Annotated in this window: 14 protein-coding genes; 8 read left to right on the top strand and 6 right to left on the bottom strand. The window is 71.1% G+C overall.

The features are described 5' to 3' along the window. Positions 1-16: 16 nt before the first annotated feature. Positions 17-1,042, bottom strand: a complete 1,026-nt coding sequence (locus tag ASF53_RS16310) for a TerC family protein (RefSeq protein WP_056200521.1) — start codon at positions 1,040-1,042, stop codon at positions 17-19. Between the two features lie 315 nt (positions 1,043-1,357). On the opposite strand from ASF53_RS16310, the gene ASF53_RS16305 reads away from it, so the two are divergent. Continuing rightward, positions 1,358-2,581, top strand: coding sequence for a TIGR03862 family flavoprotein (locus ASF53_RS16305; protein ID WP_056200518.1), 1,224 nt, complete (start codon positions 1,358-1,360; stop codon positions 2,579-2,581). A gap of 1 nt (position 2,582) precedes the next feature. On the opposite strand, the gene ASF53_RS16300 is transcribed toward ASF53_RS16305, so the two are convergent. Continuing rightward, positions 2,583-3,461, bottom strand: coding sequence for a collagen-like protein (locus ASF53_RS16300; protein ID WP_056200516.1), 879 nt, complete (start codon positions 3,459-3,461; stop codon positions 2,583-2,585). Between the two features lie 336 nt (positions 3,462-3,797). Here ASF53_RS16300 and ASF53_RS16295 point away from each other — a divergent pair, with 336 nt between their 5' ends. The 7 genes from ASF53_RS16295 to ASF53_RS16265 all read left to right on the top strand — a co-directional run bounded on the left by ASF53_RS16295 (position 3,798) and on the right by ASF53_RS16265 (position 11,399). Continuing rightward, the gene (locus ASF53_RS16295) at positions 3,798-4,238 is read left to right on the top strand and encodes a hypothetical protein (protein WP_056200513.1); all 441 of its coding nucleotides are present in this window, start codon (positions 3,798-3,800) and stop codon (positions 4,236-4,238) included. A gap of 157 nt (positions 4,239-4,395) precedes the next feature. Beyond that, a complete protein-coding gene (locus tag ASF53_RS16290) occupies positions 4,396-5,928 on the top strand; it encodes a malonate--CoA ligase (RefSeq protein ID WP_056200509.1) in 1,533 nt (510 codons plus the stop codon). Positions 5,929-6,132: 204 nt separating this feature from the next. Then, positions 6,133-7,599: an HWE histidine kinase domain-containing protein gene (locus ASF53_RS16285; protein WP_056200507.1), complete on the top strand. Its 1,467-nt coding sequence runs from the start codon at positions 6,133-6,135 to the stop codon at positions 7,597-7,599. Positions 7,600-7,731: 132 nt separating this feature from the next. Beyond that, positions 7,732-8,886 carry a YihY/virulence factor BrkB family protein gene (locus tag ASF53_RS16280; protein ID WP_056200504.1) on the top strand — a complete coding sequence of 385 codons (1,155 nt, stop codon included), beginning with the start codon at positions 7,732-7,734 and terminating at the stop codon, positions 8,884-8,886. Positions 8,887-8,989: 103 nt separating this feature from the next. After that, a complete protein-coding gene (gene msrB / locus ASF53_RS16275) occupies positions 8,990-9,406 on the top strand; it encodes a peptide-methionine (R)-S-oxide reductase MsrB (protein WP_056200501.1) in 417 nt (138 codons plus the stop codon). 245 nt (positions 9,407-9,651) lie between these two features. After that, positions 9,652-10,707, top strand: coding sequence for a CYTH domain-containing protein (locus tag ASF53_RS16270; RefSeq protein ID WP_056200497.1), 1,056 nt, complete (start codon positions 9,652-9,654; stop codon positions 10,705-10,707). Positions 10,708-11,108: 401 nt separating this feature from the next. Continuing rightward, positions 11,109-11,399 carry a hypothetical protein gene (locus ASF53_RS16265; protein ID WP_056200494.1) on the top strand — a complete coding sequence of 97 codons (291 nt, stop codon included), beginning with the start codon at positions 11,109-11,111 and terminating at the stop codon, positions 11,397-11,399. Here ASF53_RS16265 and ASF53_RS16260 read toward each other — a convergent pair. From ASF53_RS16260 to ASF53_RS16245, 4 genes are all read right to left on the bottom strand, one after another. Continuing rightward, entirely contained in the window at positions 11,369-12,343 is a 975-nt protein-coding gene (locus ASF53_RS16260; RefSeq protein ID WP_286134498.1) for a DMT family transporter, read from the bottom strand. The genes ASF53_RS16265 and ASF53_RS16260 overlap by 31 nt on opposite strands. 469 nt (positions 12,344-12,812) lie before the next feature. Further along, positions 12,813-14,081: a BatD family protein gene (locus ASF53_RS16255; protein WP_056200487.1), complete on the bottom strand. Its 1,269-nt coding sequence runs from the start codon at positions 14,079-14,081 to the stop codon at positions 12,813-12,815. Between the two features lie 167 nt (positions 14,082-14,248). Beyond that, positions 14,249-15,199 (bottom strand): tetratricopeptide repeat protein, encoded by a 951-nt coding sequence (locus ASF53_RS16250; protein WP_056200484.1) that lies wholly within the window; start codon positions 15,197-15,199, stop codon positions 14,249-14,251. Next, the gene (locus ASF53_RS16245; protein WP_056200482.1) at positions 15,199-16,122 is read right to left on the bottom strand and encodes a VWA domain-containing protein; all 924 of its coding nucleotides are present in this window, start codon (positions 16,120-16,122) and stop codon (positions 15,199-15,201) included. The genes ASF53_RS16250 and ASF53_RS16245 overlap by 1 nt, the downstream gene beginning before the upstream one ends.

Here is a 16,122-nt window from a genome sequence, read left to right as displayed (position 1 = left end):
GCGGATCTTGCCGGCGTCAGGTTCGGTGCGCGACTTCCGCACCGGCCTTCTCGGCCTCCGGCTCCGCCAAGCCGCGGGTGCGCCACAGGCTGTAGACGACGCCGATGGTGAGCAGGACCAGGGTGACGACGAGCGAGACCCACGGCGGCAGGTGGATGAAGCCCAGCGTGTCGGCGACCATGATTTTGGTGCCGATGAACAGCAGGATGAGGGCGAGTGCCGTCTTCAGGTAGGCGAAGCGGTCCACCATCGCGGCGAGCGCGAAGTAGAGCGCGCGCAGGCCCAGGATCGCGAAAATGTTCGAGGTGTAGACGATGAACGGGTCGGTGGTGATGGCGAAGATCGCCGGCACGCTGTCGACGGCGAAGATCACGTCCGCAATGTTCACGAGCACGAGCGCCACGGCGAGCGGCGTCAGCCAGCACACCAGCTTGCCCGTCTTCGGGTCGGGCTTGCGGACGATGAAGTGCTGGCCCTCCGGCTTATCGGTGATGCGCACCCACTTCTTGAGCAGGCGCATGGAGGCACTGTTCTGGATGTCCCGCTCGTTCTCCTCCTTCGAGACGAGCATCTTGATGCCGACATAGATCAGGAAGACGGCGAAGATCGAGAGCACCCAATGCGCCTGCTGGACCAGGGCCGAGCCGAGCCCGATCATCAGGCCGCGCAGCAGCACCGCCGCGAGGATGCCCCAGACCAGAACCCGGTGCTGCGCCGCCCGCGGCACGCCGAGCGAGGTGAGGATCACCGCGATCACGAAGACGTTGTCCATCGACAGCGACTTCTCGATCACGAGACCGGTGACGTATTCCTGGGCCGGGTCGAACCCGAGCATCCACCAGATCCAGCCGCCGAAGGCGAGGCCGAGGGTGAAGTAGAAGGCGGTGAGGAGCAGGCTCTCCTTCACGCCGATCTCGTGGTTCTTGTCGCGGTGGAGCAGGCCGAGATCGAAGGCCAGCAGACCGGCCACCAGGGCGTGGAAGCCGAGCCACATCCAGACGGGCTTGCCGAGCCATTCGTGGGTAAAAAATTCCATCATCATTGCGCGGGACCGGATGCTTCGCTTTTGGGAGAGCATCGGCTCCGACATCGCGGACGCGTCTGCCGCCTCCCTCCCGAACGGGCCGCCGATCCGGCGGACGGATGATCTCACCGGAGTGCCGGGAGCATCGCGAGGGGGACGGTGCGCGTTCCGCCAGAGGGGCCCGCAGCCGATGTCGGGCAGTTAGACGCGCGATCGCGTCGAATCAAGGGCAGGGCGATTTTCATCCCTGATCCTTACCCACAAAGTGCATCTGCTGATTTTCAGCCCGGCCGCGCTTGACAGGAACGGTGTCTGCGGGCCCTGCCCCGGATCATGGACGCGGATCGAGAGCATGGAATCGCCATCGTCGGCGGCGGGCCGGCGGGGCTCATGGCGGCGGAGGTGCTGGCCGGGGCGGGGCAACCCGTCACCATCTACGAGCGCATGCCCTCCGTCGGCCGCAAGCTGCTCATTGCCGGGCGCGGCGGGCTCAACCTGACCCATTCCGAGCCGCTGCCGGATTTCCTGGGGCGTTACGCCCCCGTCGATCCGCGCCTGCCGGCCGCGGTTGAGGCCTATCCGCCGGACGCGCTGCGGGCATGGTGCGAGGCTTTGGGGCAAAACACCTTCGTCGGGTCGAGCGGCCGGGTGTTTCCGGACAGCTTCAAGGCCTCGCCGCTGCTGCGCGCCTGGCTCACCCGCCTCGAGGCCTCGGGCGTCGCGATCCGCACCCGGCACCGGCTCGTCGGCCTGGACGAGGGCGCGCTGACCTTCGAGACGCCGGAGGGCCCGCTCCGCGTCCGGCCGCGGGCGACGCTGCTCGCGCTCGGCGGGGCGAGCTGGCCGCGGCTCGGATCGGACGGGGCCTGGGTACCGCTGCTGGAGGGGAACGGCGTCGCGGTCGCCCCCCTCAGGCCCGCCAATGTCGGCTTCCGCGTCGCGTGGTCGGCGCATTTCTCGGGGCGCTTCGCCGGCGAGCCGCTCAAGCGCCTTGCCGCGCGCATCGGTGGGGCGAGCGCCCGCGGCGAGGCGGTCGCCACGGCGGACGGCATCGAGGGCGGGGTGATCTACGCGCTCTCGCGGCCGCTCCGCGAGGCGGTCGAGCGCGACGGCGTCGCCGAACTCATCCTCGATCTGCGCCCGGATCTCGAGCCCGACGCACTCCGAGCGCGCCTCGCCCGAAGCCGGCCCGGCGAGAGTCTCTCCACCCGCCTGCGCAAGGCGGCCGCGCTGAGCCCCGCCGCCATCGGCTTGCTGCGCGAGGCGCATGGCAACGCCCTGCCGACGGAAGCCGGAACGCTGGCGGCGGCGATCAAGGCGGCGCCGCTCCGGCTCCTCGGGCCGGCCCCGATCGCGCGGGCGATCTCGACGGCGGGCGGTGTCACCTTCGCCGAGCTCGATGCGCAGTTCATGCTGCGGGCGCGGCCCGGCCTCTTCCTCGCCGGCGAGATGCTCGACTGGGAAGCACCGACCGGTGGCTACCTGCTTCAGGCAGCCTTCGCCAGCGGCCGGGCCGCGGCGAAGGGGATGCTTGCCTGGCTCGACGGACAGAAGTGAATCAGGGTCGCGCGCAGATCCCGACCATGCCGCTGCTGCCGGCAGCGCAGGAGGCTTTCGTGTCGCCGTCCAGGGTCGCCGCGCCGCCCGTCTGGCAGGTGGCCGAGGCCAGCACCTCGCCCGCATCGCAGGAGAGCGCACAGCCCGTATCGGTGCAGGCGCGGGCCCGCACGACACGGAACGGGGCCGACACCGTCGCCGCAGTCTCACCTTTCGGTCCCGGATCACCCTTGGGGCCGCGCTCGCCCTTGGCGCCCGCTTCACCCTTGAGGCCCTGATCTCCCTTCGGCCCCGGCGCACCCGGAGGCCCGGCCAGACCGGCTTCGCCCTTTGGCCCGGTCTCGCCTTTGGGTCCCTGCTCGCCCTTGGGCCCCGGTTCACCTTTCGGCCCGGCGGCACCGGGCGGTCCCTGAAGGCCGGCGCTGCCTTGCGGGCCGGCGGGGCCCGGTTCGCCCGCCTTGCCGGCCGGCCCCTCCGGCGCGCAATTGGCGACCACCGCCTCGCGCTCGTTCTCGCCAGCCTTGACCATCGCGACGCAGGTCGCGGGCCGGTAGGGCAGCCGGAACTCGAAGCGTCCGCGCCGGTCCGACAGGACGGAGATGTCGTCGTCGAGGATCACAGTGACGCCGCTCTTGCCGACGCTGCCGCTCATGCGCAGGTCGCCGCCCTCAATGCGCGCGTCCCAGATCTGGATCGGCTGGACCGGCGAGGTCGGTGCCTTGGCGCGGGTGCGGGCCGCTTGCGGCGCCTCGCCCTGGCCCTGCGCCGCCGCCGGTCCGGCGAGGACGAGGCCCAGCGCGATCAGGATCGGCGAGAGGGTCGGCCAAACGGCTCGCGCAGTTGCCGGCTTTCGTGCCCCCAGGTCGCGCGTCGTCGGCATGCTCGCTCCTCCGATCTTGTCCCACGCATCTTCCGGCGCGGCGGAGCAAAGGTTTCGGTTGCCCGCCGGCCAGGGTCAACCCCGCGGCGGCGTCCACACCCGTCCACACGGCCCATCCACAGGCCAAGCGGCTGAGGCAGAATGCGGTTTCCCGATTGTGTCCACAGGTCCGCGCCACCGGAGGTGAGGCCGCCGCACGCCGCGCCGAGACCTCCCGGCAAAACCGGAAGCCAGCGTCAGGTCGATATCGTAAGAAGGCCGGCAGAATGCCCGGTCCGCCGTCAGCCCGCACGGGCGCGGCCGGGGCTTAGCGACCTTCGAGACCGAGCCACCGCCATGCTCCGCCCGCTTCTCGCAATCCTCTTCCTCCTCTCCACCGCCGCACAGGCCGACGAGTGCGACGCGCTCGCCACCCGCATCGCCCAGGCGACGGGGGCGAAGAAGGCCGGCCGCCGGGTCGGCCCGAGCATCGACGTTCGGGCGGCGAGTGGGGTCCGGCTCGATCTCACCTGCCGCGCGCAGCCCATCGTGCAGGCTTCCTCGGGCGATCCCTCGCCGTCGGCCGAATACTTCCGCGAACTGACGATCGCCGCCGAACTCGTGGTCGGCGAGCCGGCCGCGACCGTGCAGCCGATCCTGGCGCGGGCTTACCAGACGGCCCTGCGCGAGGGGCGCAAATCCTTCATCCAGCAGAACGGCTGGTCGGCGAGCTGCTACACCGACAGCGCCGGGGCGCTGCGCACCCTCTGCTCGGTCGGGCGCATCCCGACGGAATAGGTCCGACAGCCGGCGTCTCTTCCAAACTGCCCGGCCGTCTTCCCGATCGTTCCCGCTTGAATGAAGCGCGCGCCCGCGCCAATGCGGAGGGCAAGGATCCACCGCAAGGATCCGTCGCAAGAAACCGATCACAGGGCATTTGGTGAGGAAGCGCGCGATGGCCGAACCGATCGTCAATCACCTGTTCGGCCTCGTGCGCAGCCATTGCCCGGCCGATCCGGGCGCCAAGGTCTTCATCGAGACCGCGGAGGGCGCGCGCTACACCTATGCCGACCTGCTGGCCCGCTCCGGTGCCTATGCCAGCGCGCTCCAGGCCCTCGGGGTGAAGCCCGGCGACCGGGTCGCGGTGCAGGTCGAGAAGAGCGCGGAGGTGATCTTCCTCTATCTCGGCGCGGTGCGGGCGGGCGCGGTCTTCCTGCCGCTCAACACCGCCTATACCGGACCGGAGATCGCTTACTTCCTCGGCGATGCCGAGCCGGCCCTGTTCGTCTGCGATCCGGCCCGCGAGGCCGACCTCTCGGCGGTCGCGGGGCAGGCCGGCGTGCCGCAGACCCGCACCCTCGACGCCGCCGGGCATGGCAGCATGGCCGAGGCCGCCGACGCCGCGAACCCGGATTTCGCGGACGTGCTCCGCGGGGCCGACGACCTCGCCGCGATCCTCTACACCTCGGGCACGACCGGGCGCTCCAAGGGCGCCATGCTGAGCCACGACAACCTCGCCTCCAACGCGCTCACCCTCGCGCAGTACTGGCACTTCACCGAGCGCGACGTGCTGATCCACGCCCTGCCGGTGTTCCACACCCACGGGCTGTTCGTGGCCACTAACATCGTCCTGGCCACCGGCGGCACGATGCTGTTCCTGCCCCGGCTCGATGCGAAGAAGATCCTCGACCTGATGCCGCGGGCGACCGTGATGATGGGGGTGCCGACCTTCTACACGCGGCTGCTCAAGGAGCCCGGCCTCACCCGCGAGGCGGCGGCCCATATGCGGCTGTTCGTGTCGGGCTCCGCGCCGTTGCTGGCCGAGACGCACCGGGAATGGGCGCAACGCACCGGCCACGCCATCCTCGAACGCTACGGCATGACCGAGACCAACATGAACACCTCGAACCCCTACGAGGGCGCGCGGCGGGCCGGCACGGTCGGCTTCCCGCTGCCGGGGGTGACCCTGCGCGTGGTCGATCCCGAGACCGGGGCGCCGCTCGGGCCCGAGGAGGTCGGGATGATCGAGGTGAAGGGCCCCAACGTGTTCCAGGGCTACTGGCGCATGCCGGAGAAGACCGCCGCCGAGCTGAAGGTGGACGGCTTCTTCATCACGGGTGATCTCGGCAAGATCGACCGCGACGGCTACGTCCACATCGTCGGCCGCGGCAAGGACCTCATCATTACGGGCGGCTACAACGTCTACCCCAAGGAGATCGAGGTCGAGATCGACGCGCTGCCCGGCGTCGTCGAATCCGCGGTGATCGGTCTGGCCCATCCCGATTTCGGCGAGGGCGTCACGGCGGTGGTGGTGCCGGGCGAGGGCGCGCCCGACGAGGCGGCGGTCCTGGCCGCGCTGGAAGGGCGGCTGGCCAAGTACAAATGCCCCAAGCGCGTGCTGTTCGCCCCCGAACTGCCGCGCAACGCCATGGGCAAGGTGCAGAAGAACCTTTTGCGCGAGACCCACGCCAACCTCTACCGCGGCTGACGCGGCCGCCCATATGCCCTGGTAGGTTCTCCTGTCGGACCCGCCGAGAACGCCACGCGCTGGCGCTCTCAAGCCTGTGATGCGATGCGGGCGGGGACCGGTGTTATGAGCCTGCTTATGCTCCGGGGCCGCTGTGTCCCGGTGGCGTGGACCCCATGAGGTCCATGCTTATTCAGTCTTGAATCCTCGGAGTTTCGTCCGAACGTGACTACTCGTGCCGAACACGACCGGATTGAAGCCGAACTGGTCCGCGTTTCCAAAAGCTCCGATCCGTTCGCCGCCGCCGTCAAGGCGACGCGGATGCCGATGCTGATCACCGACCCGCACCGGCCCGACAACCCGATCGTCTTCGTCAACGGCGCCTTCAGCAAGCTCACCGGCTACAGCCGCGACGAGATCCTGGGGCGCAACTGCCGCTTCCTGCAGGGGCCGGAGACCGACCCGTGCGACGTCGCCCGGATTCGTGACGCGGTCGAGCGGCGCGTGCCGGTCGAGATCGATCTCCTCAACCACAAGAAGACCGGTGAGGTCTTCTGGAACCGCCTCCTGATCTCGCCGGTCTTCGACGACGAGGGGCAGCTCACCTACTTCTTCGCCTCGCAGTTCGACGTGACCCTGGAGCGCGACCGGATGGTCCGGCTCCAGCGCGACCGCGACGCCCTGGAACAGGAGGTCGAGCGCCGCAACGACGACCTCACCCGCAGCGAGCACCGCCTCGAATTCATGCTCGCCGCCGGCCGGCTCGGCGCTTGGTCCCTCGATCTCACCGACCGCCGGCTCGTCGCCTCCGACCTGTGCAAGCAGAATTTCGGGCGCCCGCTCGGCGAGCCCTTCAGCTACGACGACCTCGTCGAGGCGGTGGTGCCCGAGGATCGCGAGCGGATGCAGGCCGCGATGCAGGCCGCCATCGACCGCCGGAGCGATTACGACGTCGAGCACCGCGTCACGGCATCCGGCGGCGAGGTGCGCTGGGTGCAGCTGCGCGGCCGGGCCTCTTACCGGGCCGACGGGGCGCCGCATTCCATGGCCGGCATCTCACTGGACGTGACCGACCGCAAGCGGGCCGACGAGCAGCGCATCCTGCTCGCCGCCGAGATGAAGCACCGGGTGAAGAACTCGATCGCCACGATCCAGTCCATCGCCCACCAGACCCTGCGCAACGCCGCCTCGCTCGATGATGCCCGCCGGACGCTGGATGCGCGCCTCAACTCGCTGGCCACCGCCCACGACATCCTCACCTCGGAAGCCACCGCCGGGGTGACGCTCGCCGAGGCGGTGGAAAGTGCGCTGCAGCCGTTCCGGGTCACCCCGCGCAATCGCATCCGCTTCGGCGGGCCGGAGGTGCGCCTCACCTCCCGCCTGACGCTGGCCGTGGTGATGGCGCTGCACGAGCTGGCCACCAACGCCGTAAAATATGGCGGCCTCTCGAACAATTCGGGCCGCATCATCCTCAACTGGGAGGTCGAGGGCTGCGCCTCCAAGCGCCTGAGGATGCGCTGGGAGGAGCTCGACGGTCCGCCGGTCGAGAAGCCGTCGCGGGTCGGTTTCGGCACGCGCATGATCGAGCGGGTGCTGGCGGCCGAGTTCGGCGGCGAGGCCAAGATCGACTACCGCAGCCGCGGCCTCGTCCTCACCGTCGAGGCGCCGCTGCCGGAGCGCGAGGCTGTCTGAGGGTCTCGCGCGCCGAAGCCGTCTCCCGTCTCGACGTTTCCGGGGGATGCGCCGCGGTTCGAGGGAACGGCCAAGCCTGATCCGGGGTTGAACGGCGTCTCATCCAGGCGCTTGCGCCCGACCCCGCGAACCATGCCGTCCTCCCCCCAGACCCCGCCCCGCCTGCCCGCGGAAGGCACGGCCCCCGTCCTCTGGACCCTGATGATGGGTGCGGCGTTGATCGCGCTCGCCGCCGCGCCCCGGCGCCGGCCTGATGAGGAGGCGCCACCGGTCGAGGAGGCGAAGGAGCGCAATGGCGGCGCCCATTCCCATGAGGGGCGCTCCGCCCGCTGGGTGGCGGCGACGCAGGCCGATCGCGGGCGCAAGGCCGATCATCCCGGCGAGATCCCGTCCCCCGGCTGGTGGGACATCGCCACGCGGGTCTACCTGGAATTCAACAAGGACCGGGTGCTCTCGGTCGCGGCGGGCGTGACCTTCTACACCCTGCTCTCGCTGTTTCCGGCGATTGCCGCGCTCGTCACCTGCTACGGGCTCGTGGCCGACGTGAACACGATCAACGTCCACCTCTCCACCCTGCACGGCGTGCTGCCGGAGAGCGCCATCGAGATCATCGGCGAGCAGGTGAAGCGCATCTCCGCCAAGGGGGGCGGAGCCCTCGGCTTCACCTTCTTCACCAGCCTGACGCTGTCGCTGTGGAGCGCCAACGCCGCGATGAAGGCGATGTTCGATGCCCTCAACGTCGTCTACGAGGAGGAGGAGAAGCGCAATTTCTTCTGGCTCAACGTCCGTTCGCTCACCTTCACCGCGGGCGCGCTGCTCTTCATCATCCTGGCGCTGATCTCGATCGTCGTGCTGCCGGTGGTGTTCAATTTCCTCGGCCTCGGCGACGGCGCCCGCCTCATCGCCATGGCGCGCTGGCCGGTGCTGCTCCTCGTCCTACTCGGCGGGCTGGCCGTGCTCTATCGCTACGGCCCGAGCCGGGAGCGGGCGCGCTGGCGCTGGGTCGGCGCGGGCAGCGTTGTGGCGGGCCTGCTCTGGCTCGTCGCCTCGATCCTGTTCTCTTGGTACGTCGCCAATTTCGGCAATTACAACGAGACCTACGGTTCGCTCGGCGCCGGCATCGGCTTCATGACCTGGATCTGGATCTCGGCGACGATCGTGCTGCTCGGCGGCGAGATCAATGCCGAGATCGAGCACCAGACCGCCCGCGATTCGACCACGAGCCCGCAAAAGCCCCTGGGGCAGCGCGGCGCGCGCATGGCCGACACCGTGGGCGCGGCAGCCTGAGGCGACCAACCCATCATCCGATCTTGCGCGGCAGGGTCGCACTCGTGACAAGCGGTGCCCGGCACCATCTTGCCAAACGAGACAAGCCCCGGAGGAACGCGACATGGCCGGATCCGACGTCATCGGCACCGATCCCGAGACCCGCACGGAAGAGGAATGGCGCGCGGCGCTGACGCCGGAGCAGTACCGCGTGCTGCGCGAGCACGGCACCGAGCGGGCCGGCACGAGCGCCCTCAACGCCGAGAAGCGCCCCGGCACCTTCGTCTGCGCCGGCTGCGGCGCCCCGCTCTTCGAGAGCGACACCAAATACGAATCGGGCAGCGGCTGGCCGAGCTTCTTCGCGCCGCTCGACGATGCGGTGGAGACGAAGGCCGACCGCAGCCACTGGATGACTCGCACCGAAGTGCATTGCGCCCGCTGCAAGGGTCATCTCGGCCACGTCTTCGAGGACGGTCCGGCCCCGACCGGCCTGCGCTACTGCATGAACGGCGTCGCCCTCGGCTTCGAACCGGAAGGCTGAATTCATGGGATCGGCCCCATGAATTCCACGCCTTTTCGGCCTCCAGGCTTGCCGCGTGGTTGTTTCGGGCCCATCACTTCGCCATGAAGGTCCGTGTGAAGAACAGGTTAACGCCCCGGTCTTCGCGGACCGTCCATGTTCAATACGGTGGGCGGCAGCCGGTCCCGTTCGGGATCGGCGCCCCGAAGGCCGAGTGTCCGGGGGCGGTCCCGGACCGGTGCGTGCCGACCCGCGGAGGGAAGTGAATGAGTGTCGTTCGCCGGTTTCTCGTGGCGCCCTCTCTGGTCCGTCTTCTGCGGAAGGAGCGGGGCGGGTCCCGCGTCACCGAAGGCTATTTCGCGCCGCAGGCCGGGCGGACCTCGTTCGTGCGGCTGCAGGGCACCAACTGCTTCCTCGTGCTGATGACCGGCGCCGAGGGCGCGATGTCCGAGGAGCGCACCGAGGTGCCGCGCGCCCACGGCGACGCCCTTCTCGACGTCTGCCAGGGCCGGGCCGTCTACGAGCGCACCACGGTCGCGCTCGGGGGTTCGGTCGAGGCGCTGGTCGATCGCTACGTGCGTCCGTCGGGCCTCGACATCGTCAGCCTCGTCTTCGCCGACGCGTCCGCCGCGCAGGGCTTCACGCCGCCGGTCTGGTTCGGCGCCGAGGTGACGACGGACAAGGCCTATGACGGCCAGTCGATCGCGATCACCGGCGTGCCGAATCCGGGGGATATCCCCCTGAGCAACGCCGCCCTCGATGCGGTGCTCGATCTGATCGAGCCGCGCTTCGGCTCCAATCGTCCGCCCTTCACCCCGTCGAAGCCGGTATCGCCCCCGCGCGACGCTCCGGTGCGTTCGCCCGAGCCGCCGAAGCCCGCGCCGGTTCCGGAAGCGCTCCTCGCGGCAGCGGTGGCGGAGCCGGCTACGCCGCCCGAGACCAAGTCGGAGGAGCAGCCTCAGGCCTCCGAAGAGCCTCTCCCGGCCGCGGCCGAACCGGCGCCCGAAGCCCCCAAGGCCGAGGAGCCTGCACCCGCCGAGGCGCCCGCGCCCGAGCCGGCCGCTGCCGAAGCGCCTGCGCCGACCGAGGCCGCCAAGCCCGAGGAGGCTCAGCCCGCGGCCGAGACCGCCGAAGCGCAGAAGCCCGCCGCCGAGTCCGGCGAGCGGCTGCCGCCGGATGCGCGCATCGACGACGTGATCGAGAGCCTGTCGAAGGCCCTCGGCGCCGCGATCCGCAACCCGCAGGAGCCGGGCCGTGACGAGGAAGTGACCGAGGCGTTCGAGCGCTGGCAGGTTCGGCCCCGCCGCACGCAGCAGACCTGACCGGCTCTAATCACGTCGAAGAAATTAGAACGCCGGCTCCCGCAAGGGGCCGGCGTTTTCCGTTGGGGCCATTGCTCGAAGCCGCATCAGCGGCTTCGCGGCGCGAAGAACGCCGCGCGGAGCGGGCCTTGGCTCAGCCAAGGCGTCGAGCGGCGCGAAAGCCTAAGCCCGCGGAGGCGGGCGCCGGCGTCTGAGGCCAGCAGGAAGCCAGGGTCATCGCCCTCACGCGATGACGGCCCGCCTGCGCGTAGAAGCGGATTGCCGCCGTTCGTCACGGATCCTGGGGACGGCAGGGCGGTCGGCCGGAACCGGCAAGGGCAACCCTTCGTTGGCTGGCATCCGGTTGCAACCCGTCGGGTGAAGCACCGGCAAGTGTTCATTCCCAACGAGGAATCGCCGCCATGAGACGTTTCGCCATTGCCGCCGCAGGGCTGATGCTCTGCCTCCTGCCGATCGCCGGTGAGGCGCAGGCCCAGGGCATTCCCGGCGGGATGCGCCGCGGCGCGGCCGAGGGGGATCGCGTCGCCGGCCCGATCGGCGGCATCGTGGGCGGCGCCGTCGGCGGTGCGGTGGGCGGCGTGAACGGCGTGCTCGGCATCGATCCCGGCCGGCGTGCCTACCGCAGCCGGATGCGTTCGAACCGCGCCTACCATCACCGCCGTCACCATCCGCGCCACCACCGCCACCGCTGAGTGGGTGGCGCCATGCGCGGGGGAGGGGACGCTCTCCGCCGCGCATGGCGGCGCACCAGCGCATCCTCGCTCAGCAGAACGAGGCCCGAGGCGACGATGATGCCGGCGCCGAGCATCGTCCAGGCGCTCGGCACGTCGCCGAAAAGCAGATAGCCGAGCAAAACCGACCACAGGATCTGAGTATAGATGAAGGGCGCGAGCAGGCTCGCCGGCGCCCGTGCATGGGCCAGCACCAGCAGCCAATGCCCGATCGTGCCGAACAGCCCGACCGCGATCAGCAGCACCCAGACCGTGCCCGAGGCCGGTGCCGTCCAGATCCAGGGCAGGAGCGGGCTCATGACCGCGAGCCCGCCGAGCCCGGTATAGAACACCGTCGTCGCCGTCGAATCGTGGGCCGCGAGCTTGCGCGTCACGATCACGTAGACCGCGTAGCAGAGCATCGCGCCGAGGCTGAACAGGATCGCCGGCTTGGCCGCCAGCGCGTCCGGCCGCACGATGACGAGCACGCCGACGAAGCCCGTCGCCACCGCCGCGAGCCGCATCCGCGACGACCATTCGCCGAGCAGCGGCCCGGCGAGCAGCGCGACCGTGAGCGGCGCGGCAAACTGGATCGAGATCGTCTCGGCGAGCTGGAGCGAGCGCAGCGCCAGAAAGTTGCAGGCGGTCGAACCGAATAGCAGCAGCGAGCGCAGGATCTGGAGCGGCAGGCGCCGCGAATGGGCCACGCCGGGCCGCGTCACCGGATTGATCAAGGCCGTCACCAGCGCGACGTTGACCGCGTAGCGCATGAAGGTGGTGAGCAGCGGATCGACGCCCGCGCCCGCCAGCACCTTGCCGGTCGCATCGAGGCTGGCGAAGAACACCGGCGCGACGCACATCAGGGCGATGCCGACGAGGCGTCGCGGATCGCGGGCGGGCGTCGGTGCCGCCGCGGGCTGGCTCACGGTCACGTCGGTTCCTTTGTCGCGCGGTGACTGACCGACCCCGAGCGGGCCTCAAATCCAGCCGGGCCGCTGCGGGAACACGCGCCACCAGCCACGCCAGGAGGTTGCCGAGCAACAGGGCGGCCAGGACCGGAACGCTCTCCCCCGGCGCGATGGGATCGGTCAACTGCATCAGACGCACGGCCGCCAACGCCGTCACGAGGTTCTGCGCCGCGAACAAGAGCCAACCCCGCCGACGAGCAGATCATCCAGGAACACCAGGGGCGGCAGCGCGAGAAGTGCTGCAATCCCTCGTATCCGATCTCCTTCGCGCCGCGCGGAAACCGTATCACCCTGCCGGCGCGCGGCGGGACGCCGAAAGAAGCGTGTTCGGCCGCGGCTCAGGGGAAGACGGGACGGAGGCTGCGTCGCGATCGTTCACCCTCGCGCACCGGGCTTGTGGATCGGGCCGCCGTTCCGCGCCACCCGGTCACGCCTGCGCGACCGGGCCGTCGAGGGGCGCCAGCCGGGGAGCGGGGGCAAGCGCTGCGGAGGTGCCGCGTCTCCGGCGCCGGCCGAGCCGCCGCGCGAGACCGGGCAGATCGAGGCGATCCGCACCGGACGCGGCCGGGCCGAAGACCTGCCGGTCGAGGGCGGCGAGGTCGCGCGCCAGATCCGGCTCCGCCTGCCAGAGCGCGGCGAGATCCGGCTGCGCCTGCGCCGCACGGCCGAGCACCGTCCGGAACGCGGACGCGTCGCCCGCGGCCGCCGCCAGCCGAAGGGCACGGGCCTGCCCCCGGTCGAGTTGCAGCCAGCCCGGACCGGTGCGGAAGCCGATCAAGGCCAGCCCGAGGCCGAAGGCGGCGAGCGCCGCCGCGGCCAGCGCGGACCACGTGGCGGGCCCCGCAGTCTTGAGATCCTCCGCCCGGTCGGCGAGGCCGCCGCCGATCTGGCGGGCGGGAATCTCGGTCTCGCGCAGGGTGCGGGTGAGCGTGTCGAACCAGGGGATCTTGATCGCGTCGAGGGGGATCACCTCGGCCACGCCCTTCTTGATGTCCCACTGGTAGGTCGCCCGCGCCACCGGGCCGGAGGGCGTGATGAGGGTCTCGCGCTTCACCGGGCCGGCGAAGGTGATGATGCCGCGGGTGCGCATGACGGGGCGGGGCGGCAGCCCCTCGGCGAGCATACCCTGCGCTTCGAGTGTCACGATTCGGCGGGCGGTGTCCCCCTTGTTGAGCGTCTCGGGGTCGGGATCCCAGGAATCGGTGATCGCCACGTCCCGCGCCGGCAGCCACCAGGGTTCGGCCGTGTCGGGGCCGCCGCTCGCGCCGGTCCAGGCCGCCACGGGGAAGGGGACGGGCTCCGAGCGCACCTCGATCTGCTTGCGCTCGCCGCCGTCGTTGATCGTCAGGCGGTGGATGAACGGGTCGATGGTGAAGGTCCCCGTATGCTGGGGGAAGACCGCGATCGTGCGCTCGAATTCCAGCGCCATCTGCCCGTCGGGCATGCGCGTGCGGCCCCAATGGTCGCGGCCGAGCTGCGTCCAGGAGAAGTTGACGAGGGCCGGCTGGCGCACCTCCTCCAGCAGGATCTGCGTGCGGTAGACCCCGCGCAGGCGCAGCAGCACCATCTCGCGGGCAAAGGGCTGCGCGCCGCCGGGGAGATCGGGCGTCACGGTCAGGGTGAGGTCGCCGGGCTCGATGGCCTGGGCGGGGGCGGCGACGGCCAGCAGGATGAGGAGTGCGAGCAGACGCGGCATTGCCCTCCCCCCTCTGCGGGGGAGGGTGGCCCTCGCGTGAGCGAGGGTCGGGAGAGGGGAGCGCCGCTTCTGGAGAGTGCGGAGCCAGCCCCTCACCCGACCCCCTTCGGGGGCCACCCTCTCCCGCAGAGGGGAGAGGGGATACGCGTTGAGGATTGTGCCAGCTTCTACCACGGGTTGCTGCCTCCCGGGATGGCGGTGCCGGCCTCGATGCGGCGGGCCTGTTCGGCCTTGAGGCGCAGCTTGAGATAGCGGCCGGGCTCGTCCGGCAGGGTCTGGAGCCAGAGCCGGTCGGGATGGATCTCGTGCGCCTCGAAGCTCTTCGTCACCCGGCGTGCCTCGCGCTCGGGCGCGGCGGCGACCATGGCCGAGCCGGCGCCCTGGCGTCCGCGGCCGGCGGCGTCGCTGGCCGAGCCGCGGGCCTGCCCCTTGCCGGAATCGACCGCCTGCTGCTCGGCCTTGCCGCGGCGCGCCACCGGGCTGGTGCCCGGCAGGGAGGCGGAGGAGCCGCCCTCCTTGTTGCCAGCCAAGCCCTCGCCGCTGGCGGTGGCGCGGATGTCGTCGTTCTGGTCCTGGTTGGCCGTGTTGTTGTAGCGGGCGCCGTACTGCGCCGAGGCGTTGGCGAGGCCGCCGCCCTTGCCGCGGTCGATTTCCTCTTCCAGGGCCTTGGCGATCAGCGAGCGGTTGGCCTGCGCGTCGGCGTCGCGCGGGTTGTAGGTCAGCGCCTCGTCATAGGCCTCGAGGGCCCCTTGCAGGTCGCCGGAGCGGGCAAGCGCGTTTCCGAGATTGTAGGCGCCGCGCTTGCCCTGGGCCCGGAACAGCGGGATCGCCTCACTGTGGCGCCCGGCCTCGTAAAGGGCGGCGGCGCGCCATGCGGGTGTGTCGAACACCTGAACGGCCGCGCCGGGCAGACCGGCCGCCATCAGGACGCGGCCCAGCGTCGTGCGCGGCTCCGACACGAGCAGCAATCCGAGCAGGCCGCCGCCCGCCAGCGCAAGCCCCGCGATGCGGGCGAGCCGCCGCCAGTTGCGCGGGAAGGCGACGGGCAGCATCCGCCGCAGCGGCGCGGACCGGGTGAAGGGGCGTGCAAAGGGGTGAGGCGGAAGGGACGCCAGCATCACGCGCTCCGTCGGAACAGGAGGAGGGCGGGCAGCAGCGCCAGCAGCAGCAGCCAGCGGCCGAGATCGGCGAAGGCGAGCACGCCGTAGCCGTTCGCGGCGAGGTGCTGGGCGGTCGAAGCGCCGACGCGGTCGAGCACCGCTTCGGAGGCCTCGATGTCGGCGGCCCGGCCGCCGCCCGTGCCGGCGAGCCGGTCGAGGGCGGTCCGGTCGGGGCGCGGCGCGCCGGGGGGCAGCGCCTTGCCCGCGGGCACGAACAGGGCGTGGAGCTGCCAGCCCTTGTCCCGGATCGCGGCGGCCTCGCGCTCGGCGGCCTGCCCGATCCCGTCGCCATCGGAGATCAGCACCACGTCGGCGGCGACGACGTTGGCCTCGGCCAGAGTCCGGCGAGCCAGCGCCAGCCCGCGTTCCGGGTGGCTGCCCCGGTCGGGCACGGTGTCGGCATCGAGCGCGAACAGGGTGGTGGCGAGGCTCTCGCGGTCATTGGTCGGCGACAGCGCGGTGTAGGCGTCGCCCGCATAGACGATCAGCGCCAGCGAGCGGGTGCCCGCGGCCTCCGCCACCGCTTCCGCCGCCTGCCGCGCCTCCTTGAAGCGCCCGCCCTCGGTGACCGAGCGGGAGAGGTCGAGCACGATCACCGTGGCGTCGAGATTGCGGAAGGTCGCGGCCTCCGGGCGCTCGATGGCCGGGCCGGTGAGCGCCAGCGCCAGGATGCCGGCGGCCAGAGCGGCGGCGAGGTTGGCCTGCCGCCGCCCGCCGAGCACCGCCCCGCGGCGGGCGAACAGCGCCATCAGGTGTGGATCGACCGCCTTGTTCCAGTCGCCGAGCGGCGCCGAGCGCCACGCCGCCCGCAAGGCGAGCAGGGCCACGATGGGAATCGCCAGGAACCAGAGCGGGCGCAGCAGGGTGAGGGATTCGATCAT

It is taken from the genome of Methylobacterium sp. Leaf123 (genome assembly GCF_001423405.1).
GTDB lineage: Bacteria > Pseudomonadota > Alphaproteobacteria > Rhizobiales > Beijerinckiaceae > Methylobacterium.
Note: the sequence above shows the minus strand (reverse complement) of the source record. Positions and strands in the feature narration are given on the sequence as shown.